Annotated in this window: 21 protein-coding genes and 1 pseudogene; 13 read left to right on the forward strand and 9 right to left on the reverse strand. The window is 58.5% G+C overall.

Features of this window, described 5'->3' with window-relative positions:
* Nucleotides 1–34 precede the first annotated feature (34 nt).
* From VFA76_02430 to VFA76_02460, 7 genes are all read right to left on the reverse strand, one after another.
* The gene (locus VFA76_02430; protein HZR30696.1) at nucleotides 35–334 is read right to left on the reverse strand and encodes a MoaD/ThiS family protein; all 300 of its coding nucleotides are present in this window, start codon (nucleotides 332–334) and stop codon (nucleotides 35–37) included.
* A gap of 24 nt (nucleotides 335–358) precedes the next feature.
* Nucleotides 359–1,540 carry an exo-alpha-sialidase gene (locus VFA76_02435; GenBank protein ID HZR30697.1) on the reverse strand — a complete coding sequence of 394 codons (1,182 nt, stop codon included), beginning with the start codon at nucleotides 1,538–1,540 and terminating at the stop codon, nucleotides 359–361.
* Nucleotides 1,541–1,565: 25 nt separating this feature from the next.
* Nucleotides 1,566–2,000 carry a DoxX family protein gene (locus VFA76_02440; protein HZR30698.1) on the reverse strand — a complete coding sequence of 145 codons (435 nt, stop codon included), beginning with the start codon at nucleotides 1,998–2,000 and terminating at the stop codon, nucleotides 1,566–1,568.
* A gap of 43 nt (nucleotides 2,001–2,043) precedes the next feature.
* On the reverse strand, nucleotides 2,044–2,646 hold the full coding sequence (locus VFA76_02445; GenBank protein HZR30699.1) for a DinB family protein: 603 nt from the start codon (nucleotides 2,644–2,646) through the stop codon (nucleotides 2,044–2,046).
* A 94-nt stretch (nucleotides 2,647–2,740) separates the two neighbouring features.
* The gene (locus VFA76_02450; protein HZR30700.1) at nucleotides 2,741–3,214 is read right to left on the reverse strand and encodes a helix-turn-helix domain-containing protein; all 474 of its coding nucleotides are present in this window, start codon (nucleotides 3,212–3,214) and stop codon (nucleotides 2,741–2,743) included.
* Nucleotides 3,215–3,379: 165 nt separating this feature from the next.
* Entirely contained in the window at nucleotides 3,380–3,961 is a 582-nt protein-coding gene (locus VFA76_02455) for a hypothetical protein (GenBank protein ID HZR30701.1), read from the reverse strand.
* A gap of 300 nt (nucleotides 3,962–4,261) precedes the next feature.
* Nucleotides 4,262–4,867 carry a UbiX family flavin prenyltransferase gene (locus VFA76_02460; protein HZR30702.1) on the reverse strand — a complete coding sequence of 202 codons (606 nt, stop codon included), beginning with the start codon at nucleotides 4,865–4,867 and terminating at the stop codon, nucleotides 4,262–4,264.
* A gap of 135 nt (nucleotides 4,868–5,002) precedes the next feature.
* Between VFA76_02460 and VFA76_02465 the strand changes: the two genes are divergently transcribed.
* Both VFA76_02465 and larB read left to right on the forward strand, forming a co-directional pair.
* On the forward strand, nucleotides 5,003–6,733 hold the full coding sequence (locus tag VFA76_02465) for a ChaN family lipoprotein (protein ID HZR30703.1): 1,731 nt from the start codon (nucleotides 5,003–5,005) through the stop codon (nucleotides 6,731–6,733).
* A 105-nt stretch (nucleotides 6,734–6,838) separates the two neighbouring features.
* On the forward strand, nucleotides 6,839–7,585 hold the full coding sequence (gene larB / locus VFA76_02470) for a nickel pincer cofactor biosynthesis protein LarB (protein HZR30704.1): 747 nt from the start codon (nucleotides 6,839–6,841) through the stop codon (nucleotides 7,583–7,585).
* Nucleotides 7,586–7,850: 265 nt separating this feature from the next.
* On the opposite strand, the gene VFA76_02475 is transcribed toward larB, so the two are convergent.
* Nucleotides 7,851–8,015: a hypothetical protein gene (locus VFA76_02475; protein ID HZR30705.1), complete on the reverse strand. Its 165-nt coding sequence runs from the start codon at nucleotides 8,013–8,015 to the stop codon at nucleotides 7,851–7,853.
* 478 nt (nucleotides 8,016–8,493) lie between these two features.
* On the opposite strand from VFA76_02475, the gene VFA76_02480 reads away from it, so the two are divergent.
* The 4 genes from VFA76_02480 to VFA76_02495 all read left to right on the forward strand — a co-directional run bounded on the left by VFA76_02480 (nucleotide 8,494) and on the right by VFA76_02495 (nucleotide 12,525).
* The gene (locus VFA76_02480) at nucleotides 8,494–10,026 is read left to right on the forward strand and encodes an ATP-binding protein (GenBank protein HZR30706.1); all 1,533 of its coding nucleotides are present in this window, start codon (nucleotides 8,494–8,496) and stop codon (nucleotides 10,024–10,026) included.
* Between the two features lie 8 nt (nucleotides 10,027–10,034).
* A complete protein-coding gene (locus tag VFA76_02485) occupies nucleotides 10,035–11,012 on the forward strand; it encodes a threonine/serine dehydratase (protein ID HZR30707.1) in 978 nt (325 codons plus the stop codon).
* A gap of 128 nt (nucleotides 11,013–11,140) precedes the next feature.
* Nucleotides 11,141–11,557: a hypothetical protein gene (locus VFA76_02490; GenBank protein HZR30708.1), complete on the forward strand. Its 417-nt coding sequence runs from the start codon at nucleotides 11,141–11,143 to the stop codon at nucleotides 11,555–11,557.
* 50 nt (nucleotides 11,558–11,607) lie between these two features.
* Entirely contained in the window at nucleotides 11,608–12,525 is a 918-nt protein-coding gene (locus VFA76_02495; protein HZR30709.1) for a GAF domain-containing protein, read from the forward strand.
* A 6-nt stretch (nucleotides 12,526–12,531) separates the two neighbouring features.
* On the opposite strand, the gene purB is transcribed toward VFA76_02495, so the two are convergent.
* Nucleotides 12,532–13,869, reverse strand: coding sequence for an adenylosuccinate lyase (gene purB, locus VFA76_02500; protein ID HZR30710.1), 1,338 nt, complete (start codon nucleotides 13,867–13,869; stop codon nucleotides 12,532–12,534).
* Nucleotides 13,870–14,066: 197 nt separating this feature from the next.
* Between purB and VFA76_02505 the strand changes: the two genes are divergently transcribed.
* From VFA76_02505 to VFA76_02535, 7 genes and pseudogenes are all read left to right on the forward strand, one after another.
* Entirely contained in the window at nucleotides 14,067–14,528 is a 462-nt protein-coding gene (locus VFA76_02505; GenBank protein HZR30711.1) for a MarR family winged helix-turn-helix transcriptional regulator, read from the forward strand.
* A 3-nt stretch (nucleotides 14,529–14,531) separates the two neighbouring features.
* On the forward strand, nucleotides 14,532–16,406 hold the full coding sequence (locus VFA76_02510; protein ID HZR30712.1) for a chloride channel protein: 1,875 nt from the start codon (nucleotides 14,532–14,534) through the stop codon (nucleotides 16,404–16,406).
* A gap of 51 nt (nucleotides 16,407–16,457) precedes the next feature.
* Entirely contained in the window at nucleotides 16,458–17,771 is a 1,314-nt protein-coding gene (locus VFA76_02515; GenBank protein ID HZR30713.1) for an FtsX-like permease family protein, read from the forward strand.
* A gap of 222 nt (nucleotides 17,772–17,993) precedes the next feature.
* Nucleotides 17,994–18,707 carry an ABC transporter ATP-binding protein gene (locus VFA76_02520; GenBank protein HZR30714.1) on the forward strand — a complete coding sequence of 238 codons (714 nt, stop codon included), beginning with the start codon at nucleotides 17,994–17,996 and terminating at the stop codon, nucleotides 18,705–18,707.
* Between the two features lie 248 nt (nucleotides 18,708–18,955).
* Complete coding sequence (locus tag VFA76_02525; protein ID HZR30715.1) at nucleotides 18,956–21,400, forward strand: ATP-dependent Clp protease ATP-binding subunit; 2,445 nt, start codon at nucleotides 18,956–18,958, stop codon at nucleotides 21,398–21,400.
* A 641-nt stretch (nucleotides 21,401–22,041) separates the two neighbouring features.
* Nucleotides 22,042–23,076 (forward strand): annotated as a pseudogene (ada, locus tag VFA76_02530) (bifunctional DNA-binding transcriptional regulator/O6-methylguanine-DNA methyltransferase Ada).
* A 65-nt stretch (nucleotides 23,077–23,141) separates the two neighbouring features.
* The gene (locus VFA76_02535) at nucleotides 23,142–23,396 is read left to right on the forward strand and encodes a glutaredoxin family protein (protein HZR30716.1); all 255 of its coding nucleotides are present in this window, start codon (nucleotides 23,142–23,144) and stop codon (nucleotides 23,394–23,396) included.
* Nucleotides 23,397–23,435: the final 39 nt, after the last annotated feature.

Raw genomic sequence — 23,435 nt, forward strand, 5'->3', positions numbered from 1 at the left:
GCCATTCGTTTAAGAATCCAGTCAATGATAAGCGCTACCCTCCCGCAATTGCCCCCAGGATGATCAGCGGCTCTTTGCCCGACGCGACCGCCTCGGGAAGTGGCGCGTCCGGCGATTCGTGGGAGAGATCTTCCTCGCAGGCGAAGAACCGCAGAAAAGCACGGCGCTGCTGCGTGCTGTGGTCGCGGATGGTGCCACGCAGCATCGGATAACTCGCCTCGAGCGCGTCGAGCACCGAACGCTGCGTGACTGGACCCTGCACTTCGAGCTTCACCTCGAAGCCGTCGAGCTTCGCCAGCGTCCGCAGATGTGGCGGTAGTGTGACTCGGACCATATCAATCTCACGTTTCGCTGCGAATCATGCCAGCGTCTGCACCTCAACCGAAAGCACCGCCGGAAGATCGCGCACAATGGGATTCCAACTGTCGCCGGCATCGGCGGATGCGTACACCTGGCCGCCGGTGGTACCAAAATATATGCCACAGGAATCGAGCGAGTCCACGGCCATGGCGTCGCGCAACACGTTCACGTAGCAATCGCGTTGAGGAAGGCCTTTGGTGAGCGGCTCCCACTCGTTGCCGCCGCTGCGGCTGCGAAACACGCGCAGCTTGCCTTCGTGCACGAAGTGCTCCGAATCGCTCTTGATCGGCACCACGTAGATGGTCTCAGGCTCGTGCGCGTGAACGTCAATCACGAAGCCAAAGTCAGTCGGCAAATTTCCGCTGACTTCTTTCCAAGAGTCGCCGGCGTTGTCGCTGCGCATCACGTCCCAGTGTTTCTGCATGAACAGGACATCCGGCCGCGAAGGATGCATGGCCACGTGGTGAACACAGTGGCCGACCTCGGCTTTGGGGTCGGGAATGTATTGCGACCTCAGACCCTGGTTGATAGGCTTCCAGGTCTTGCCGCCGTCATCGGTGCGGAAAGCGCCCGCAGCCGAGATGGCTATGTAAATTCGCTTGGGATTTTTCGGATCCAGAATGATGGTGTGCAGGCACATGCCACCAGCTCCCGGCTGCCACTTGGGGCCGGTGCCATGGCCACGCAGTCCGGAAAGTTCCTTCCAGTTCTGTCCGCCGTCGGTCGAGCGGAAAATCGCCGCATCTTCCACTCCTGCGTAAACCGTATCCGGATCTTTGAGCGACGGCTCCAAATGCCACACCCGCTTGAACTCCCAGGGATGCTGCGTGCCGTCATACCACTGGTGCGTGGTGAGCGGTTTACCAGTTTCAGGAGAAGTGTCGTAAACAAACTTGTTGCTTTCGGCCTGGGGCGGGCCGGGCGTCGGCGCTTGACCGGCCGGCGTTCCGGGCTGATGCCAGGTTTTGCCGCCATCATCGGAGCGCTGAATGATCTGCCCGAACCAGCCACTAGTCTGCGATGCGTAAATGCGATTGGGGTCGGCGGGCGATCCCTTCACGTGGTACATCTCCCAGCCCGCAAAATGCGGGCCACTCACGTCCCATTTTTGACGTTTGCCGTCCGCCGTAAGAATGAATGCGCCTTTGCGTGTGCCCACTAGAACCCGTACCTTACTCATTACTCACTCCTTCTTTATTGGCTTATTAATTTTGCGGAAATTCTCTGGCCTGAATTGGCGGACAACTGCGGAGCGGAAGCAGCGGACGCAGCCGTTCATCCCGCAAGTACAATCCTATCCAGACCAGCACTCCAAGCAGTACCGTGATCACAGTCGCCGAATCGCCCACGCGTACGTTAGTAGCGGTAGCGCCGCCGAGGTAAGCGGTCATGAGGATTGCTCCCAGAACCGTGGTACGCGGAATCAGGTACACCACCGCGCAGAAGATCTCGAGGATTCCAATCGGGATGGCATGGCTCTCCGGAATCCCAGCGTGAGCGAATCCCTGCATGACCGAAGGCGGCCGCATAATTTTCATGATGCCGCTGAAAATCAGCAACAGTGCCGGTAGCGCGCTGATGATGCGTCCCGCCCACAGCTTCTTCTGTGAAACTGGAGCCATTTGGGTTGCTGCTTGCATGAATTTCCTCCAGATGCGCCGCTCAGGCGATTTTGCTGCAATGTTAATTCTTGGGAAAGTTGGGATCCGCTTTTACTTCCGCGATCTGTTTGGTGTGGCGTTCGCTATGCGCTGCAATGAACAGCAGCCACTCGTATGGATCGAGTTGCTGGCCAATCGGACTGTCGGTCACGTGCGCTCTCAAGTCCGGCGTTGATTGCAAAAACGCTATGGTTTTGGCGCGGCTCTTCTGAAAATGGTCGAGGGTCTCGGCTGGAGTCCAACGCCCGGTGGGCACTAGTTGTGGCGGCGCTTGTGCCTTGTGGCTGCGGTCCGGAATCATGGCAATCACCATGGCGTCAATTTTTGTAACGTCGCGATTGGCGGTGGCGGCAGGCGCTTTCATGACCTTCTCGGCGATGTTTTGCATGAGAAAATCTTCGGCCAGGGCGATGTGTTCGAGCGTTTCCGCCACCGACCAGCGGTCGGGCGCCGGTTTAAATTTCAGTTGAGCTTCTGAAAGTCCCTCAGTGGCGTCAACCACGCCATCGCGAGTTTTCTCCAGGTACTTCTCAGCCTTTTCGCGATCCGCTTGCGTGAGTGCCTGGCCGAATGCGATGCTGCCCAGAAATAGTAACGTGCCTAAGAGCAGTGAAACTTTCTTCATTGCGTTTCCTCCGTAGAAATATTCAAAAAACCCAACTGGCCCTTAGAACTTGGGAATATAACAACCCGTTATAGACGCAAGCAAATGGGGACGGTCACGCATTCTGTCGCTTACGTCCGAGATTATGTGTAATGCTGCCTCCCGCGAGCTTAGGTAGCAGCGGCGTAGGGTCCCGTTCTCGCCATCGTCGGCGAACTTCGGCCAGCACTTCTTCGCGATTGTTCGCCATTTTCGCGATCAGAGCACATGAAGCTCCGGTCTGCTCGTGCCGTGCGCCCCAAATGAGCAGCTCCAAAATGACCGGGGCCAGGTCAATGCCTTTCTCCGTCAGCCGGTAATTGATTCGTCGCCCGTCCGCCTGCTCGGCTTCCGCGGTAATGATCTTTGCCGCTTCGAGTTTATGAAGGCGGTCAGCCAGGATGTTCGTGGCAATGCCTTCGCCGCCTTCCTGAAACTCTTTGAACGTGCGAAAGCCCCGAACCATGAGGTCACGGATGATCAGCAGCGACCAGCGATCTCCAAAACTCTCCAGCGAGATACTTACCGGACAACCGGACCGACGTTTCAAACTGGGACTTCCTGCCAAGTGCGACACGTTATCAGATATCACTTGCAGAATGCAAGTGATCTTCGGCTGGGTATCACTTCCGTGAATGAGGGATTTGGCAGGCAAAAAAAAAAAGAGGCCGAAGTCCGGCCTCTTTTCATTTAGCACAAAGCCAATCAGGCTACGTTACTTTTTGTCGTTGCCCTTCTTGTCTTCTGCCTTGTCGTAAGCGTTCTCGCGACTCATAAACAGCTTGGGATTTTCTTTGAGTTCGCGCCGCGTGTTGGGATGGTCTTCCAGAAAAGCTCTCAGATGGGGGCGCTTCTGTAGATACGCTGGATCGTTGATCAGGTTGGGATCCTTGGTTAAATCATTCCGCACATCTTCATGCTTATCCAGGTACGCGTTCCAATTGCGCAGTTCGCTCTTGGTGATGTCATCCTTCGGTGCGGGTGAAGAAGCGGCTGAGTCTTCATTCTTCTCATACGCCTTTTCAGCCTGCATGAAAGCGCTGGGGTTGGCGCGGAGTTGGTCCCTGGTCTGAGGGTGCGCATCCAGGTAGGCTTTCAGGTTGGGATGGTTTTTCAGATATTCGGGATCGTTGATCTTATTTGGGTCTTTGGTCAGATCAGCTTTGACGTCTGAATGCTTATCTAGCCACTGATCGAAAATCGCCATTGCGCCGACTTGACCAAAACTGAGCGTCGAGAGGCAGAATGCAAAGCCCAGTGCAATGATCGAAGCGGAAAAGTGTCTATACAGTTTCATGGTTATCCTCCAATTTGGACGAAGTGGGGGATGGCCAAAATTCTAGGGACTGAGTTTTCGATTCGCACCCTTAGGGAAAGGTTTGCTGGCTACAATGAGTGTTAACACGTCTGGAAGTATGAGGAGCTCTCATTTTCGCTGATCAGAGCAGCAGGAGCAGAAGCCAGCGCGGGCACAGGCGCCCTCGGCTGTGCTGGCGAACGAAGCTCGCCCGGGCAGCCTGCCCCTACGCTATCCCGGCGTACATGTCCCCCTGACATCTGCCAATGTCCTTCCGCGCTACCTACACTTAGGTCTCGCTCAGCCTTTCCATTGGTACGCATCGGGTTGAGGCAGGCCGATGTGGGCCAGCACACGGCAGACGAACTGCCGCGCTACAGCTTCGAAGTCGTTGGGCCGATTGTAAAAAGTAGGGATGAGCGGATAGATAGTCGCTCCGGCGTCCGCGGCCCGGTACATGTTGCGGATGTGGATCTTGTTGAGCGGGGTTTCGCGTACGCAGAGCACCAGCGGGCGCTTCTCCTTCAGGCAGACGTCAGCCGCGCGCTCAATAAGGTGGATGGCAAGACCGTTGGCGATTCTGGCGAGGGTTCCCACGCTACAAGGGAGCACGATCATGGCATCAGCGGGGTAGGAACCGCTAGCCACGTTGGCCCCGATATCGGCGTTGGCGTGCTGCTGAATTTTGCGGGAAGCTTTTCCAAGTAGCTGATTTACAAGCTGGTTACGGCCGCGAATTCCGATCTCCTCGGCCATGACCCGCAGGGCGTTATCGGAAGCAATAAAGTTTACGGTTTTGACTCGCGGGTCGCGCTCGGCCGCCAGCAGCAGTTGCCTTAAGAATAAGGAGCCGCTGGCGCCGGTGGTGGCAATCGTAAGGTTCTGGGCTGCCACGGAGTTGGGCAAGAGGCATCCAACAGGAGGAAGGTCTTCCGAGGTCCCCCTGGAGACCTCAGCATAGGGAGTGTGAGTCCCGCAAGTCAAGACGCGCAGCTTCGGTCCCCTGCCAGCTGCGAAGGACAGCACTCCTAAAAAGAAAGCATGGCTACTACTTCAACCCTGCGATCGCGTCGCAGTGCCGCGCAACTGCAAGCTTTGGTGCAGGTGGAGCGCGAAATCCGCGCCTCCGATCCCAATAGCCGCCGCAAGTATCTTCGCGATTTCAACGAAGCATTCAGAACGTATCAATCGGTCCTCTCACGTGAGCAGTTGCAGGCGCTATTTCGCAGCGCCGACGTGCTGCTGCTAGGCGACTACCATGCGCTTCCGGCTTCGCAGAATTACGCTGCTCGCCTGGTTGAGGAGCTCGCCGGCGGCAAGCGGCCGCTGATATTGGGAGTGGAGACCGTCTTCGCGCGCGACCAGCACATTCTGGATGAGTGGGCGGCCGGCGAAATTGATGAAGACGAATTGCGCGAGCGCCTGCACTTCGATTACGAGTGGGGCTACCTGTGGGAACCCTTTTACGAGCTGCTGCAGAGCGCGCGTTCGGCAAATGTTCCGGTTTACGGGCTGGACTGCCTGCCGCGGCTCGATCTCCGCAAGATTGCAGCGCGAGATCGCCACGCCGTAGAAAAAATTGCCGAGCTGCGCTCGCGCTACGCCGGCGCGCAGGTCCTGGTTCTGTTCGGCGAATCGCATCTGGCCCCCAATCACATTCCCGAACTGCTCACCCAACGCCTGCCCAAAGACCGCGTGCTCACCGTGCTGCAGAACATTGATCCGCTCTATTGGAAGGCCGCGGGCGAGCGTCGTGAGCGTGTCGAGGCGGTCCGAGTGAACGAAGATGCGGTGTGCGTCTTCAACTCCACCCCGCTGGAAAAATACGAGAGCTACCGCCTCTGCCTCGATCGCTGGACGCGCGAGTCCGCCGCCGCGCCCGACTTTGCTCCCACGGTTTATAACCTGATTGACAGTCTGGCGCACTTCCTTAATATGAACAGCTGCTCCTCGCACAACGGTCGCCAGCCCAAGTTCCTGGTTGACCTGCTGCCGGAAGTCTGCTGCCGCGAAGATGAACGGCTCTCGCGTATTTTGCAGCGCAAGATCGCTGGCGAGCCTGACCGCAGGTCCATCCGCGCTCGCCTGGAAGAATACGGCACGGTTTATCTGCCGGGCGTGAACTCGCTTTACGTGCGCGAGTTCCAGATGATGCATGTCGCTGAGGAGGCCACCCGCTTTCTGCATCACGCCTGCCGCGGCTCGGTGCGACGCTGGAACGGCAACAATGACATCAACTCGAACGGCAACGGCCATCGTTTTGTGGAATCCAAAGCAGATTCCCACAGAGTAGATCCCAAAGATCGTTTTTACACTCGCGTGCTTGAGCAGGCGCTGGGATACTTTGGTTCGCGCATTCTGTATCCGGCGCGGCCGCCGGTGCGCGAGTCCGACCTGTACGCGCTGTACACACAGTCGCCCGCCGAGATTGAAGAGAAGACCATCTACAGCTACGCCGAATACATGCGCACCATTGATTTTCTGGTGATGCATAAAGACTACGAGACCGCGCCCCGCCGCTACCTGGACCTTCCGGCTCTGGTGCAGGAAGGCGTGCGCGCCACCGGAGCAAAATTCGAGTACGTCACCCGCCGGCTCGGCTACATGATGGGCACCGAGCTTTACGACGCCTACCTCGCGGGCCGCATCAGCAAGCGTTTTCTGCGGTCACTCTTCATGCGCAAGCTTGACCGCCTGGGCAGCGCGCCGGAAACATACTTTGCCGTGGTGCGAAAGATTCACGGCTCAAGAAAGAAAAAGGCAGCGATCTAGCCCCTTAGGGGCGCACCAACCAACTATTCTTTATGTCGTACTCCCGGGGCTACCTCATCCTTCGGGGAAACTTGCAACTATCCCCTCTGTTACCCTAACCATCGCATGACCTCCGCTGCCCTCCTCAAACTTTTCGATCAGGTGCGCCGCGGCCGCCTCTCTCCCGACGACGCCGTCCAGCGCCTCCGGCATCTTCCCTTCGAAGACCTCGACTTCGCCAAGGTGGACCACCATCGCCTGCTGCGCGTCGGTATGCCTGAAGTCATCCTGGGCGAAGGCAAAACTTCGCGCCAAGTCGCTGAAATTTTCTCCCGGCTGGCCCGCCAAAAAACCAACGTGCTCGCCACCCGCATCGACGAGCAACAATTCGCCGCCATCAAGAAGAAGACACGCGCCGCCGAGTACCGCCCGCTGGCCCGCGCCGCCATCCTGCGCCGCGACAAAAAAAAGTACGGCAAGGGCACCATCGCCGTCATCTCCGCCGGCACCAGCGACATTCCTGTCGCCGAAGAGGCGGTCACCACCGCCGAGATCATGGGCAACGACGTCGAGCATCTCTACGATGTCGGCGTCGCCGGTATTCACCGCCTGCTGGCCCATCGCCGCACACTCACCAGCGCGCGTGTGCTGATCGTCTGCGCCGGCATGGAGGGCGCGCTGCCCAGCGTGGTCGGCGGCCTGGTGGGCGTGCCCGTGATCGCCGTCCCCACCAGCGTTGGCTACGGTGCTTCATTTCGAGGACTGGCCGCGCTGCTCGGCATGATGAACTCCTGCGCGTCCAACGTCAGCGTCGTCAACATCGACAACGGCTTCGGCGCAGGCTACGTTGCGACGTTGATCAATCGGCTGTGAGCAGCTTTCAATTGCCCGATGGGCTCGCCTCGCTCACTTCCGGTTTCGCGATCACAGGTCGGATGCGGTGTGGTTTTGAATGGGCGCGCCTTCCAGCGCGACCCACGGAAACCCTCGCGCTACCGATGGGCTCGCCTCGCTCACTTCCGGTTTACGCGATCACAGGTCGGATGCGGTGTGGTTTGAATGGGCGCGCCTTCCAGCGCGACCCACGGAAACCCTCGCACTATTGTGAGCTCGCCTCGCTCACTTCCGGTTTACGCGATCACAGGTCGGATGCGGTGTGGTTTTGAATGGGCGCGCCTTCCAGCGCGACCCACGAAAACCCTCGCACTACCGTGGAAGGGCGCGGCTTCAGCCGCGCCAATTGCGGCAAAAGATCACCGGCTTCAGCCGCTGTGGGAAGGGCCCGCAAATGCAAGGTGCTCACGCTCGTGGCGCTTTTGTTTCGTCGCCACTCGCTCAGGATGACTGGGGCATCCGGTAATTGCGAATCGCCTGTTTGCGCCGTCCCATCCTACTCACAGCCTTTTTCCTTTACAAATATCCCGTGCACTTCGTCACACTGCTCGTACCAATTCCGTTTTCGGAACGGCCCCCGCCGTTGCTCTTTGATATCCAAATTCTGAGGCGCAACCTCCACGTTTTCTAGATCTTGCCTATAACTCCCGAAAACCCAAAGATCTGGCCGGAATTTCTCGCTAAATCTCTGATTCCAAAGAGCGGCCGGGGGGAGGAGTGGGCGCGCAGCGCATCAAAGTTTACTCGTTAGGAAACGCCCTCCCGCGACCGACCAAAAGCAGGTCCTTCGCTGCGCTCAAAATGACAATTCAAAAGTAAACAAAAGCAAACCCAGTTGCGTTTCCTCAGGCTGAGGGCACAATATAGGTAGGCGGCAGAACCAAAGAATGGCTACCCCATCCAGAACTCCCCTGCTTGCCATCCCTGAACAGCTACTGTGGTACGTGCGTTATGGCGCGGCAGTGGCGCTGAGTGGCGCTGCCCTGGGCGTCACCATGCTGCTGGCGCCGCTGCGGCCTTCGGCGGAGACGCCGGCTTTCCTGCTGGCGGTGGCGGGGGCGGCCTGGTTCGGAGGCGCCGGCCCGGCGTTGCTGGCGACGGTGCTGTCGGCGGTCAGCCTGGATGTCTATGTTTTTCCGCCGCGACTAGGGTGGTCGTTCCGTAGAGCAGATTTGATCGGGCTGGCGTGGTTTTTGGGGGCTTCAATAGTGATTGCCAGCATCGCGCGAAGAAGGTCGCGGGCAGAAACCCGGCTGGGCCGCAGTGAAGAGCGCTACGGCGCGTTCATCCAAAACAGTTCCGAGGGCATCTGGTGCTTTGAAGGCGAGCAGCCGCTGCCGACAGATATATCCGAAGACGAACAGATAGAAAGGTTTTACCGCTACGCCTACCTCTCTGAATGTAATGAGGCGCTGGCGCGTATGTATGGGTTCAACAGCGCTGCCGAACTGCGGGGCGCCCGAGTGGGCGACTTCCTGGTGCGCTCCGATCCGCGCAATGTGGAGTATCTGCGGGCGTTCATTCGCTCCGGATATCGGCTGAGCGAGGCGGAGTCGTTTGAGCGGGACCGGGACGGCAACACTCACTACTTTCTGAACAACCTGGTGGGCGTGGTGGAGAACGGGAAACTGCTCCGCGCCTGGGGTACGCAGCGCGATATCACCGAGCGCAGGCGGGCGGAAGAGGCATTACAAGGGAGCGAGAAGCTGGCCAGCGTGGGGCGGCTGGCGGCGACCATCGCCCACGAAATCAATAATCCGCTGGAAGCGATTGGTGGCATCCTTCACCTGCTGCTGCGGGATGCGAACACCACACCTCGCGCCAAGGAACTGTTAAGCACGGCGCGCGAAGAGCTCAGGCGTATTGGCCAGATCACCAAGAACACACTCACCTTTTACCGCGAGGCGCCTAGCGCTGTCGGGGTGAATGTGTCTGAAGTGCTGGACAGCGTGCTGGCGCTTTACGAACGGAATATCCGCTTCGACGACATCCGGGTTGTGAGGCACTATGACTTTCGCGGCGAGATCCAAGGCTTTCCCGGCGAGTTGCGGCAGGTGTTCTCAAATCTGGTGAGAAATGCGCTGGAGGCGGTCCGCCAGGGCGGAGTGGTGACGGTGCGGGTAGCGCAAGGCTGCGACTGGCGGAATCCTGAGAAGCGGGGAATTCGGGTATCCGTGGCCGATGACGGTGTGGGCGTGCCGGCGGAAAACCGGGCGAAGCTCTTTCAGCCTTTCTTTACTACTAAAGGAGAGAAGGGAACGGGCATCGGACTTTGGATCACGCGCGGCATTGTAGGCAAGCACGGAGGCGACATCAGGATGCGCAGCAGCACCCGCGAGGGACATAGCGGCACCTGCTTCTCTGTCTTTTTGCCGGGGGTAACCGTTGCGGTTCCCAGCCCAGCCAGCCAGGCGAGCTGATTCTCAGCATGCAAACCGGAACCACAGCCGAGATCGCGGTCAATCGGAAGACGATCGCCAGCACGTATCAGTTGATCCGGCCGTACGTCCGGCGGACACCGATCGTTGAGGTGGATGGCGCGGAATTTGGTATTGCCGGCGTCAAGCTGATTTTGAAGCTGGAGTTGCTGCAGCATTCGGGCTCGTTTAAGCCGCGCGGCGCCTTTGCCAACATACTGATGCGCGACGTTCCCGCGGCAGGCGTGGTGGCAGCATCGGGTGGCAATCACGGCGCGGCGGTGGCGTATGTGGCAAGGCAGCTGGGAAAGCCGGCGCGCATCTTTGTGCCAACGGTTTGTTCGCCGTCGAAGATGGAACGGATTCGCGGGTATGGAGCGGAGTTGGTGATCACCGGCGAGCGCTATGCTGATGCCCTGGCCGCGAGCCAGGAGTGGGCGAAGAAGTCGGGCGCGCTCGAGGTGCACGCCTACGATCAGGTGGAGACGCTGCTGGGACAGGGCAGCGTGGGATTGGAGTTCGAGGAACAGTATCCGGAATTGGATTCGCTGCTGGTAGCGGTGGGTGGCGGCGGGCTGATCGGGGGAATTGCCGCCTGGTATGGAGGCGCGGTAAAGGTTGTAGGCGTCGAGCCGGAACTGTCGCCGACGCTGGCTCGGGCGTTGGAAGCAGGCCATCCGGTGGACTCTCCAGCCGGAGGGATCGCCGCCGATTCGCTGGCTCCCAAGCGCGTGGGCGAGTTGATGTTTCCCCTGGCGCAGAGATGTGTGAACCATGTTCTGTTGGTGCCTGACGAGGCGATCCAGGCAGCTCAGGCGGCACTATGGAATGTGCTGCGAGTAGTCGCCGAGCCCGGAGGCGCCGCGGCTTTCGCAGCCGTCCTCTCCGGCAAATATCCGCCAGAGCGCGGCGAAAAAGTTGGGATTCTGGTGTGCGGTGGCAACACCACCGCGGTTGATTTCAGCAGTTCCACAAAAAAGGCGAGCTGAATTTAAGCTTGCTGACTTGTCTCCCCAGATTCCGGGGAACCCGCTAAAGCACTTCCCGGCGTTATTTTTTCCTCTCAAAATCACGGGAGAAGCAGAATTGTGCCAGGGCCCAGGCAAAGGAGAAGCGCATGCTCCAACCCAAAGAGAATGCGGCCTCAACTGCACGCGCGCAGCACGAGCGTCGCCGCATGGAGCGGTTCGCAGTGGATGAGCCGGCCACAGTGAAGTACTGGGACCATGGCCCGCGCGAGACCACCGCGACGGTGGAGAACGCCTCGCCGGATGGGCTGTGTTTCGCCACCGAAACAGATATTCCATGGCAGTCGCGGCTGGAGCTGGTGTTCTTATTTCCGGCGACACTGCGCTCCCCGGGTGTGCGGTTCGTGTGCCACTGCCGTCCGGTACGCCAGAAGCGAGACTCCGAAAAACAAAAATTCTGCACTGCGGTAGCGATTGTGCGCAGCGAAAGTGAACGTTTGCGGATGAACGATACGCAATCCTCAGATGCCGCGGAGGATTCTGCCTTAGTGCTGGCCGACTTATGAATTTGAATCCCTGGGAACGGGTAAGGAGACTTGTGGCAGGCGCGGAGCAGATGCCAGAACGCAGGCGCTGGGTGCGGCAACGGGTGCACGCCCCAGCATTCGCCAGCTTCGATGGCGTGACAGGCGGCATGATCCTGGACTTGAGCGAACAGGGAATGTCCATGCAAACCTCGGCACCGGTTAAATCAAAGCGCCGGGTTGGTTTGAACCTGAACCTGCCTGAGCCCATTACCAATCTGGAAACCACGGGCTATATCGCGTGGGCGGACGCCTTTGGACGTGCCGGCGTGCGCTTCTCTGAACTGCCAAAAGATGCGCAGGAACGGCTCAAGCAATGGCTCACCGCGAATGCTGCCCGACCGAGCCGTAAGGCGCCGAAATTCTCGATGGAAGCACCCGGGGCAATGCCGTCCGACGCTAAAGATTTGCGGGACGAGCCTATGGCACTCACCCTTGAACCCGATTTTGGGGCCGGCAATCGCGAGCAGTCGCCTGCCTCCGCGACGGTACAGTACGAATTCGCGTCGCTCGGGTCGGACCTGAACGCGGCGCTGCGCCTGATTGTGGAACGCGCCCGCGCGCTGACGCGTGGTACCGGTGCGGCGGTTGCGCTCTCCTATAAGAACCGCATGATCTGCCGGGCCAACGCAGGAGCGACCGCGCCGGCATTGGGATCGTTGCTGGATGTGAACTCAGGTTTTTCGGGAGAGTGCGTGCGGACGGGGCGCAGCTTGCGTTGCGACGATACCGACAGCGATCCCCGGGTGGACGCGGCGAGCTGCCGCCGCCTGGGAATTCGCTCAATTATCGCGGCCCCCATTCAGTACGAGCGCGAGACCATTGGCATCGTCGAAGTATTTGCCACCCAGCCATTTGCCTTCGATGAAGGCGATGTGGCGGTGATCCAGCGCATGGCACAAACCGTGGTGTTGGCCATGAGCCAGGCTGCGGAATTGGGAGTTTGCTGAGGAGTCTCAGGCGCGGCGCTTGGTTTTTGCAGTTTTCTTCGAGGTTGCGGCTTCCGGAAATACGCGCGCGAAAATCTTGTCAACATTGCGGAGCTGGCGCTTGAGGTCGAAAGCGCGCTCGATCTGATTGCGTGGCACGCGGCTGGTGATGCTCTTATCTTTCATCACCAGTTCGCGAAAGTTGAGACCCTCTTGCCAGGCTTGCATAGCATGACGCTGCACCATGAGGTACGCGTCCTCACGTGAAACGCCGTGCTCCACCAAGTCCAATAACAATTGCCCGCTGAACACCAGTCCTCCGGAACTCTCCAGGTTGGCGAGCATGCGTTCGGGATAGACAAGCAACGTGTCAATCAGATGGGTGGTCTTGGCCAGCAGGTAATCGGTCAGGATGGTGGAATCGGGAATGATGATGCGCTCCACCGAGGAGTGCGAGATGTCGCGCTCGTGCCAGAGTGGAACATTCTCAAAGGCCGCCTGAGCATTGGAGCGAACCACGCGCGCCAGCCCGCTGATTTGTTCGCAAGTCACAGGATTACGTTTGTGCGGCATCGCGGAAGAGCCCTTTTGCTTGGGGCTGAAAAATTCCTCCGCCTCCCGGACTTCAGTGCGCTGCAGATGGCGCACTTCGGTCGCGATTTTATCGAGCGTGGAGGCGATCACCGCCAGGGTGGCCATGTAGTTGGCGTGGCGGTCACGCTGAATGACCTGGGACGAAATCGCGGCAGCCTGCAATCCAAGCCGCTCACAAATTTTTTCCTCTAGCTCCGGGCTGAGATGGGCGAAGGTGCCGACTGCGCCAGAGAACTTGCCGACGCGCATCTCTTCTGCTGCGCGCTCAAAGCGAGCAATGTCACGCGTCACCTCGGAATACCAGTTCGCGAGCTTGAGGCCAAAGGTGATCGGTTCGGCGTGGACCCCATGGGTGCGTCCGACCATAGGCGTGTCTTTGAACTCAAAAGCGCGGCGCTTGAGCACCGCGGCGAGCGCGGCCAAATCCTGGGCGATGATTCTTGAGGCTTGGCCGATGAGCAACGCCTGAGCGGTGTCCACGACGTCGTTTGAGGTCAGACCGTAGTGGAACCAGCGAGCTTCGGGCCCAACGATCTCCGCGACCGCGGTGGTGAAAGCAATCACATCGTGGCGGACCTCGGCCTCAATGGCGTGGATACGGTCGAGATTGAAATCGGCACGCTCACGAATGGCGCGGGCGGCGTCTTTGGGGACAAGACCGGCATCGGCCAGGGTTTCCGTGGCTGCTACCTCCACGGTAAGCCAGGTACGGAACCGATTATCTTCGCTCCAGATCCGACCCATTTCGGGCCGGGTATAACGCGCAATCAAGAGGTCGCCTCCGTCATCTGTCCGGAATTGCCGCGGGACAGAGGATTCTAAATGGAATGATGGAATGGTGCCAGCGTTGCGCCGGGGGCAGGGAGGCGGCATCCTGCTCTTGGTTCCCCCCCCGCACAATCTTTCAATAAAAATTCAACTTTCTTAAATTATATCGTGATACGATACCATATACGACATATCGCACTATGGCCAAAAAACTCGAAATTACACCGGCGGATTACGAAGCGCTTGCGGAGCTCCGGTATCAGATCCGCCGGTTCATGCATTTCAGCGAGCAGGTCTCGCGAGGCGCTGGCTTGGAACCGCGTCAGCACCAGCTCATGCTGGCATTGAAAGGCCTTCCTGCAAACGCCCGGCCACGGATCGGCGAACTGGCTGACCGCTTGCAGATCCAGCACCACAGCACTGTCGAGCTGGTGAACCGGCTGGCAGCACATGGGTTGGTCAAGCGAAACCGCGGTGGAGTTGACCGTCGCGAGGTTTTGCTCTCCCTCACTCCGAAAGGCGAAAAGATCCTGAAGGAATTGTCGCTGCATCATCGCGAAGAGTTGCGCACCGCCGGCCCCGATCTGCTGGGCGCATTGAAGCGGGTGATGGATGGCGCCCGCAGCGAATCGGCCAAGCAATCAAAGAAGAAAAGGAAATAGGTGTTGAACACCGGGACAAACGGACAGGAAATACATGTCGGCGGCAATTCGGGGAATGCGGGCGCCGCCCAGGAACTGAGCAGGCTGGGCGGACAACCGGCGCAGTTTCGAATGCTGACGGTATCGCTATTAGCGGCAGGCATTGGACTGCTGGCGGGAGTCGTGGCTTTTGTCTTGTACAAGCTCATCGGCTTCTTCACCAATCTTTTCTTTTTTCACCGCATCGCCTGGGACTTCAGCAGCGCCCGCCTGAACACCCTTGGGCCATGGGTCATTATCACGCCGGTGATCGGCGGCATCATCGTCGGGATTATGGCCAAGTACGGAAGCTCCAAGATCAAAGGACACGGGATTCCGGAAGCTATGGAAGCGGTCCTGGTGAACCGCAGCAAGATCGAGCCGCGAGTCGCCATTCTGAAACCGCTTTCGGCAGCAATTGCAATCGGCACCGGTGGCCCGTTCGGCGCGGAAGGTCCGATTATTCAGACCGGGGGCGCGCTGGGCTCCCTGGTTGGGCAGGTGATGCACACCACTGCTGCCGAGCGTAAGGTGCTGCTGGCATGTGGCGCAGCAGCGGGCATGTCGGCCACATTCAATACACCTATTGCGGGCGTGATCCTGGCGATTGAATTGCTGCTGTTCGAATTCAAATCGCGATCATTCATTCCACTCGTGATCGCCAGCACACTGGCGACGGCGGTGCACCTACAGGTGCTCGGCAACGGACCAATGTTCGCGGTCGGCGCGGTTGACTTTGGGGTCCCAACGGCACTGCCGTTTTATCTGGTGCTCGGCATTCTTTGCGGAGTAGCGGCGGTCGCTTTCAGCAAGTCGCTCTACTGGGTGGAAGATATGTTCGAGAAACTGCCGGTGGACGAAATGTGGTGGCCGGCAATCGGAGCACTGGGACTGGGCATCATCGGCTATTTTGTGCCGCGAGTTTTAGGCGTCGGGTACGACACCATCAGCGACATTCTGAACAATCACCTTGCGTTGAAGGTTTTGATTCTGGTGATGATCTTCAAGGGCATCGCCCTGATCGTTTCATTGGGCTCGGGAACTTCGGGGGGATTGCTCGCGCCCATGTTCATGAGCAGCGCGGCCATGGGTGGCGCGTTTGCCATGCTGGCGGACATTACGTTTCCCGGCGCTCATCTTGCTCCCGGCGCCTTTGCCCTGGTGGCCATGGGAGCGGTGTTCGGGGCTGCTTCAAGGGCGGCGTTCACCTTCATTATTTTTGCATTTGAAATTACCCGCGACTACAACGCGGTCCTCCCGTTGATGTTGGTGTGCGTCGTTGCCGATGGGATTGCAATGCTGTTCACCCGTACTTCAATCATGACGGAAAAGCTGGCGCGCCGCGGCTTACGTATTCATCAGGACTACGAAGCAGATATTCTTCAGCAGGTCGCGGTGGCAGAGACGATGGACGGTGAGCCCGTTGGCATCCCCTCCGAGATGACGATTTCCGAACTGGCTGAACGTATTGCGCGGCGCGATCCGGTGGCTGTACGCCATCAGGCCTTGCCGATCCTGGATAAAGAAGGACGGCTGGTGGGAATCATTACGCGAGGGGACGTGCTGCGAGCTTTGGAGAAGGACCCTGAAGGCAGGATGGCGGTTCTCGAGGCCGGCACCACCAGAGTAGTGGTGACCTATCCGGACGAATTGCTTCATGACGCCGCCGCCAAGATGTTGAGCAATGATATTGGCAGGTTACCGGTGGTGAGCCGCGAGGATGCTCGCAAGCTGGTTGGCTACCTGGGACGTTCCGGAATCATGGCAGCACGCGTTCGACGGCTCGAGGAGGAGTTGGTGCGGGAGCCAGGATGGATCAAGCGGTTCGGAGTGACGCCTCAGGTGCCACACCGGGAGTGAGCTTAACCTCTCCTTTTTTCCAAGTCGCTATAATCCAACTTAGACACAATTATGCGTTTTGAGCTTTTCGTAGCCACACGCTACTTGCGCGCGAAGCGCCGTCAAGCGGTTATCGGCGTCATAACGGGGATCTCCATTGCGGGTGTTGCCGCCGGAGTGGCCTCGCTCATTGTCGCCCTCGCCATAACCAATGGCTTTCGCAAGGACCTGCAGGAGCGGCTACTGGGGGCGACCTCGCACATCAACCTGATGCGGGTGGCAAACGAGGGTATTCGCGACTGGCGAGCCCTGATGGAGAAACTATCCAAACAGCCACACGTCGTGGCCGCCGCCCCGGCGATTTACGAGCAGGTATTAGTCTCGCGTGGCGCTCGCGCGCAGGGGGCGCTGCTCAAAGGAATTGTGCCGGTCGAGGAACGTAAGGTCAGCGATCTTCTTTCTAATATCAAGGTGGGCTCCGCCGAGGCCCTCGAAAGCACCCCCGATGACGAAACAGAGCCGGAACATGGCGGTTCTGCCGTGTCTTCATCCAAACCTGGTTCTTTGCAAGCCACCCGCGAGCGGGTGCGGGCGATGCCACCGATTGTTCTGGGCAAGGACATGGCCGATTCCGTGGGCGCCACTGTGGGCTCAGTTGTGACGGTCACCAGCCCGCAGGGAGAGCTGACCCCTTACGGGATCGCGCCGAAGTTTGTAAGGTTTCGGGTTGCAGGGATTTTTCAATCGGGCTTCTATGAGTACGACACTTCGTGGGCTTTTATTCGCCTTGCGGATGCACAGAGCCTCTTCGGGCTGGGCGACATCGTCTCCGTGCTCGAGTTCAAGGTTGACAACATTTACAGCGCCTCGACCATTGCACAACAATTGGAGCAGGCGGCCGGCAAGGGGTTCATGTCCACTAGTTGGATAGAACAAAACCGGGCGCTTTTCCGAGCGCTCCGCTTGGAAAGAGTGGTTACTTTCATCACTATTGGGCTGATCGTTTTCGTGGCCGCCCTGAACATTCTGATCTCGCTCACCATGATGGTCATGGAGAAGACCCGCGATATTGCGGTGCTCATGTCCATGGGTGCTCGCAAGGCGCAGGTGAGGCGACTGTTCATTAGCCAGGGAGTGCTGATCGGGGTGGTGGGGACAGTTCTGGGTTTGTTCCTCGGCTACATTCTTTCCTGGGTCGGTGGGCACTATCACCTGGTATCGCTGTCACCTGAGGTGTACTCCATTGATTATGTTCCGTTCTCCCCACGGGTAGAGGACGGCGTTCTGGTGAGCCTGGTCGCCCTGGGTGTGTCGTTTGTAGCTACCGTCTATCCCTCCTGGTCGGCGTCCCGAGTCTTGCCGGCAGAGGCTCTCCGCTACGAGTGAGGGTGTTGGTTATCTCGCTTCCCCTGACCCATTTTGTGACCGGAGTTACTTGGTTCGGGGATCGAGTTGTCCTACAGTTTTTGGCATACAACAGATGTGGGAAGTGGGAGGCAACGGGTACGTGCTCCGGCATGCTTTAATGAGACAGGCAACCTAATGGTACGGCGAAAAAGAGGGTTGCCTGCTTCAGAGCGGCGGAATTTGTGACGCTGGAGAGTGTGTTTGCATCCAATTGAAGAGAGAGATCTGCTCCGGGTCGAAGGCCTGAAGAAGGTCTTCCGGTCTGGAACCGCTGACCTGGTGCTCTTTGAAAATTTGTCCTTTCAGGTGAAGAAGGGCGAGATGCTTGCCATTGTGGGCGAGTCGGGTGCCGGAAAGAGTACCTTACTGCACATCGTCGGCGCTCTTGATAGGGCTTCTGAGGGTGACGTATACTTCGCCAACTTGAAGCTGCGTTCGCTTTCAGATGATGGAGCCGCGGAGTTTCGCAATCGCGAGATCGGCTTTGTCTGGCAGTTCCATTATTTACTGCCCGAATTCACCGCCTTGGAGAACGTGGCCATGCCCCTGATTTTACGGGGATGTAAGCCGGGTGAGGCAGAGAGCGAAGCTTCCAAGTGGCTGCATGAAGTAGGGCTTAGCGAGCGAGGGCATCACCGTTCTGGGGAGCTATCAGGGGGTGAGCAGCAACGAGTGGCTTTGGCCCGCGCTTTGGTAACGCAGCCGAAATTACTGCTGGCCGATGAGCCTACCGGCGATCTGGATAATCGCACCGCCGAGTCGGTGTTTGAGTTGATCGCCAGGTTGCACGCCGACTTTCAACTTACCTCTCTAATCGTCTCTCATAATCTTGCGTTTGCACGGCGTTGCCACCGGGTGTTGCGATTGGAACGTGGTCGAATGGAAGAGCTTGCTCCGCAATCGCTGCCGGTTTGACCGAATTACTTGCGTCAGGCATTAGAATGAAGTTAGAGGAAGGACAAATCAGGGTATTAAGTCGAGGTCTGGTGCAGGCGGTTGCTGTCTAACTGAAGGGCACTATCCCGCGACACGCGAATGGGTTGTTAACTACAGCAATTTGAGCTTTGCCGGTTGGCAGTTGGATTGCTTTACTCTACAGGGAAGGTTCCTGAGGTTCCGGTTTCCTGAAATGGGAAGCGGGATAGCTTGGGAGAGGGCAGAACATGTTTGAACGGTACACGGAAAAAGCGCGACGAGTAATCTTCTTTGCGCGGTACGAGGCCAGCCAGTTCGGCTCCCCTTACATTGAGACAGAGCATCTTCTGCTGGGCTTGCTCCGCGAGGACAAGGCCCTGACGAATCGTTTCCTACGCTCGCACGCCTCGGTAGAGTCCATCCGCAAGCAGATTGAAGGGCATACCACGATTCGGGAGAAGGTTTCCACCTCGGTGGACCTCCCGCTCAGCAATGAGTGCAAGCGCGTCCTGGCTTACGCTGCCGAGGAGGCCGAGCGCCTCTCCCACAAGCACATTGGAACCGAGCACCTGCTTTTGGGACTGTTACGGGAAGAAAAATGTTTCGCCGCTGAAATCCTGCACGAGCGCGGGCTGAGGCTGTCAACCATCCGTGAGGAGCTTGCTCGCACCACCCAGGAAAAAGCGCAGCCGCAGCGTTCACGTGAGTCCTCGCTGCTGAGCGAATTTTCGCGCGACCTGACCCAGGCCGCGATGGATACACAGCTCGACCCGCTAGTAGGCCGCGAAGGCGAACTGGAGCGCGTGATTCAGATTCTGTGCCGCCGCACCAAGAACAATCCGGTGCTGATTGGCGAACCTGGTGTAGGCAAGACGGCGATTGTTGAAGGTTTGGCGCAGCGCATCGCGGATGGAGAAGTGCCATCATTTCTTGCTGATAAGCGCATTCTGGCGCTCGACCTTTCCCTGATCGTTGCCGGCACCAAATACCGCGGACAGTTCGAAGAGCGTCTCAAAACCATCATGAAAGAGCTGATGGAATCGCAGAACGCGATTATCTTCATTGACGAGCTCCATACGCTGGTGGGAGCGGGATCTGCCGAGGGCTCTTTGGACGCGGCAAATATTCTGAAGCCGGCGCTGTCTCGGGGTGAGATTCAGTGCATTGGCGCGACCACCCCGGGTGAGTATCGCAAATCCATCGAGAAGGACCGCTCTTTGGAGCGGCGTTTCCAGTCGGTGAAGGTACCACCGCCGAACGAGTCTGACGCCACCAAAATTCTTTACGGCATAAAGGACCGCTACGAGAAGTTTCATGCGGTCAGCTATACCGACGAAGCCATTGGATTCGCGGTGACGCACTCCAGCCGCTATATTCCGGATCGCTTCCTGCCGGACAAGGCCATTGACCTGATTGACGAAGCCGGCGCTCGCGTGAAACTGCGGCAGACTTCTCTGCCGGAAGAGATTACGGAAGCGCAAAAGCGAGTGAAATTTATCGTTCACCGGATGGAGAACGCGATCGCCAATCATGAATTCGAGAAGGCACGCTTCTATTCCGATGAAGAACGTAAAGAACGCGAGAACCTGCGCGGCCTGCGCGAGAAATATCACCTGGATGAGTCTTCGACCGGAGTTGTAAATCGGGAAGATATTGAAGACGTGGTTTCACGCTGGACGGGTATTCCGATCACCTCGATCAAAGAAGAAGAAACGCAGAAGCTGCTGCGCATTGAGGAAGAGCTGCACAAGCGGGTGATCTCGCAGGACAAAGCCATCACCGCGCTGGCCCGCGCCATCCGCCGCTCGCGCGCCGGCCTGAAGAGCCCGAACCGTCCGATTGGTTCGTTCCTGTTCCTGGGACCGACGGGCGTCGGCAAAACCGAAGTCGCGCGAACCCTGGCGCAGTTCATGTTCGGCAGCGAGAAATCTTTAATCCGCTTTGATATGTCGGAGTTCATGGAGAAGCATTCGGTCTCCAAGCTGATCGGCTCGCCTCCGGGATACGTAGGATACGAAGAGGGTGGCCAGCTCACCGAGCGGGTGAAGCGCGCTCCTTATTCCGTTGTACTGCTGGATGAAATCGAGAAGGCGCATCCGGATGTGTTCAACATCCTGTTGCAGGTCTTTGAAGATGGACAACTCACCGATGGTCTAGGCAATACGGTGGACTTCAAGAACACCATTCTCATCATGACCTCGAACATCGGCGCGCGGCACTTGCAGAAGCGCACCGGTCTGGGCTTCCAGCATGATAAGGAAGAGGCCATCTCCAACAAGGTAGAGGAATTGGTGAAGAACGAGGTGAAGCGCACCTTCAACCCCGAGTTCCTCAACCGTCTGGACGAAGTGATCCTGTTCCAGGCACTGACCGATGCGGACCTGATCCAGATTCTGGAGCTTATGGTCAGCCAGCTGAATGCGAACCTTGCGCAACGTTCGATCACGGTCACGGTGACCGACGAGGCCAAGAAGTGGATCCTGGAGAAGACCCTGGTAGACCGCAGTTACGGCGCGCGTCCGCTACGCCGGGCCCTGCAGAAGTACATCGAGGACCCGCTGTCCGAGGCGCTCATCCAGGGCACGATTCAGACGCGGCCCGCGTTTATCGAAGTCTTCCTGGAGAACGACAAGTTGTTCTATCGGCCAGTGGACTCCAAGGAAAACGAAGGCGTGCTGTTGTATTCGAATTAGCAGTTCGTCAGCACCTAACATTATTCAGCCGCCAGCAATGGCGGCTGATTTGTTTTGGGGTGTCGCCCCTCCGGGGCTCTTTTCCTTTTCGGGCCGTACCCAGGGCTTGCGCCCTGGGCTAAATTCTGTTCCGCCGCTCCGCGGCTGGATTCGCGGGCATGGAAACTTAGTGATGCTGAGGGCAATTTTCGCGGGCATGTAAATTTAGTGATGCTGAGGGCAATTTTCGCGGGCATGGAAACTTAGTGATGCCGAGGGCAATTTTCGTGGGCATGGAAACTTAGTGATGCTGAGGGCAATTTCCGCGGGCATGGAGACTTAGTGATGCTGAGGGCAATTTTCGCGGGCATGGAAACTTAGTGATGCCGAGGGCAATTTTCGCGGGCACGTAAACTTAGTGACGCTGAGGAACTCTCGTCACCGCAATTCCCCGCTGAGCACCAAGATGTAATCTCGCGGCCAGACGATGGTGCAATTCTGGCAACCCCAAACTCCCCCCTAGGAATTCGCCTCCTGGTTGGGCACATTGCGAATTCCGGTCCCACTTTGAGCGCAACTTCCGGATAGCAGCCCTCTCCCTTTCGCCATAGTCTTTGCGTATTATGAATAGCGTAATGAGCGCAGTTGCTACATCGTCGGAAATGCAGAAGCAGGAAGTGCAGAAACGTCCCGAGCTGTGGCAGGCGGTCACCGCCCGCGACGCCCGCTTCGACGGCAGTTTTTATTTTGCCGTGACCTCGACCAACGTGTACTGCCGGCCGTCATGTCCGTCGCGGCGGCCAAAGCCGGAGAACGTACTCTTCTTCACTGAAACTGCAGCGGCTGAGCGCGCCGGATTCCGGCCGTGCCGGCGCTGCCATCCCAAGCAAGCGCTGGCCGGAGGCGCGGCCGACGTAATAGACAAAGTTTGCCAGTACATGGATGGCCACCTCGACGGCAAAGTCAGCCTGGCGGACCTGGCGCGGGTGTCCGGGTACAGCCCGTTTCATCTGCAGCGGACGTTCAAGCGCCGGCTGGGGATTACGCCGCGTCAGTACGCAGAATCGCGCCGGCTTGCGCGCTTGAAGTCCGGATTACGCAAGGGCGAAGACGTGACCACCGCGATGTACGAGTCCGGGTTCAGCTCGAGCAGCAGGCTCTACGAGCGCGCCAACGGAGCATTGGGAATGACTCCTGCGACCTATGGCCGCGGTGGACAAGGCATGCGCATTCGCTACGCGACCGCCGAGTGCACCCTGGGCCGGCTGCTGGTGGCGGCGACCGACCGCGGAGTTTGCGCGGTACGCTTTGGGAGCTCAGATCATGAGTTGATCGGCGGTCTCCAGCATGAATATCCTGCCGCCGAAATCGAAGTGGGTGGAAGTGACCTGAAGCAATGGGTTCAAGAAGTTATGGCAGGAATAAGCGGGCGGCCCAGCGCACAGGTCCCCTTGGACCTACACTACACGGCATTTCAACGCCGGGTGTGGGAGGCGCTGCGGGCGATTCCTGCGGGCGCGACGCGCAGCTACGCCCAGATCGCGTCCGGGATCGGACACCCACGAGCGCACCGGGCTGTGGCCCGCGCTTGCGCCGCAAATCCGGTGGCAGTCCTCATTCCGTGCCACCGCGTGACCCGCACCGATGGCGGCTTGGGAGGCTATCGCTGGGGAGTGCGGCGGAAGAAATCGCTGCTCGATAACGAAAGGGCACTGGCCCCGGAACCAGCATCCGGAGCTGGTTTGGAGGAATCTACTAACCTATGCAGCTCGTCGTTTACACCGCCCCATGGTGCTCGGACTGCCGCGAAGCCAAACGGTTCCTCGCGCAGTACGACATCGCGTACAGGGAAATCAATATTGAGACCACGCCCGGCGCTGCCGAAGAGGTCATCAAGAACACGGGCAAGCGCGCAATTCCTCAGTTCGTAATCAATGGCCAATGGGTGCAGCCCTACCGTCCCGGAGAGGGTTTCCTCTATGAGGAGATGAAGCAGCTCCTGGGCATTGAAGGCTGATGAGCGCTTGTGACTCAGGGGAAGGACCCGGTCTGATGT

The organism is Terriglobales bacterium, assembly GCA_035651655.1.
Lineage (GTDB): Bacteria > Acidobacteriota > Terriglobia > Terriglobales > Acidobacteriaceae > DASRFG01.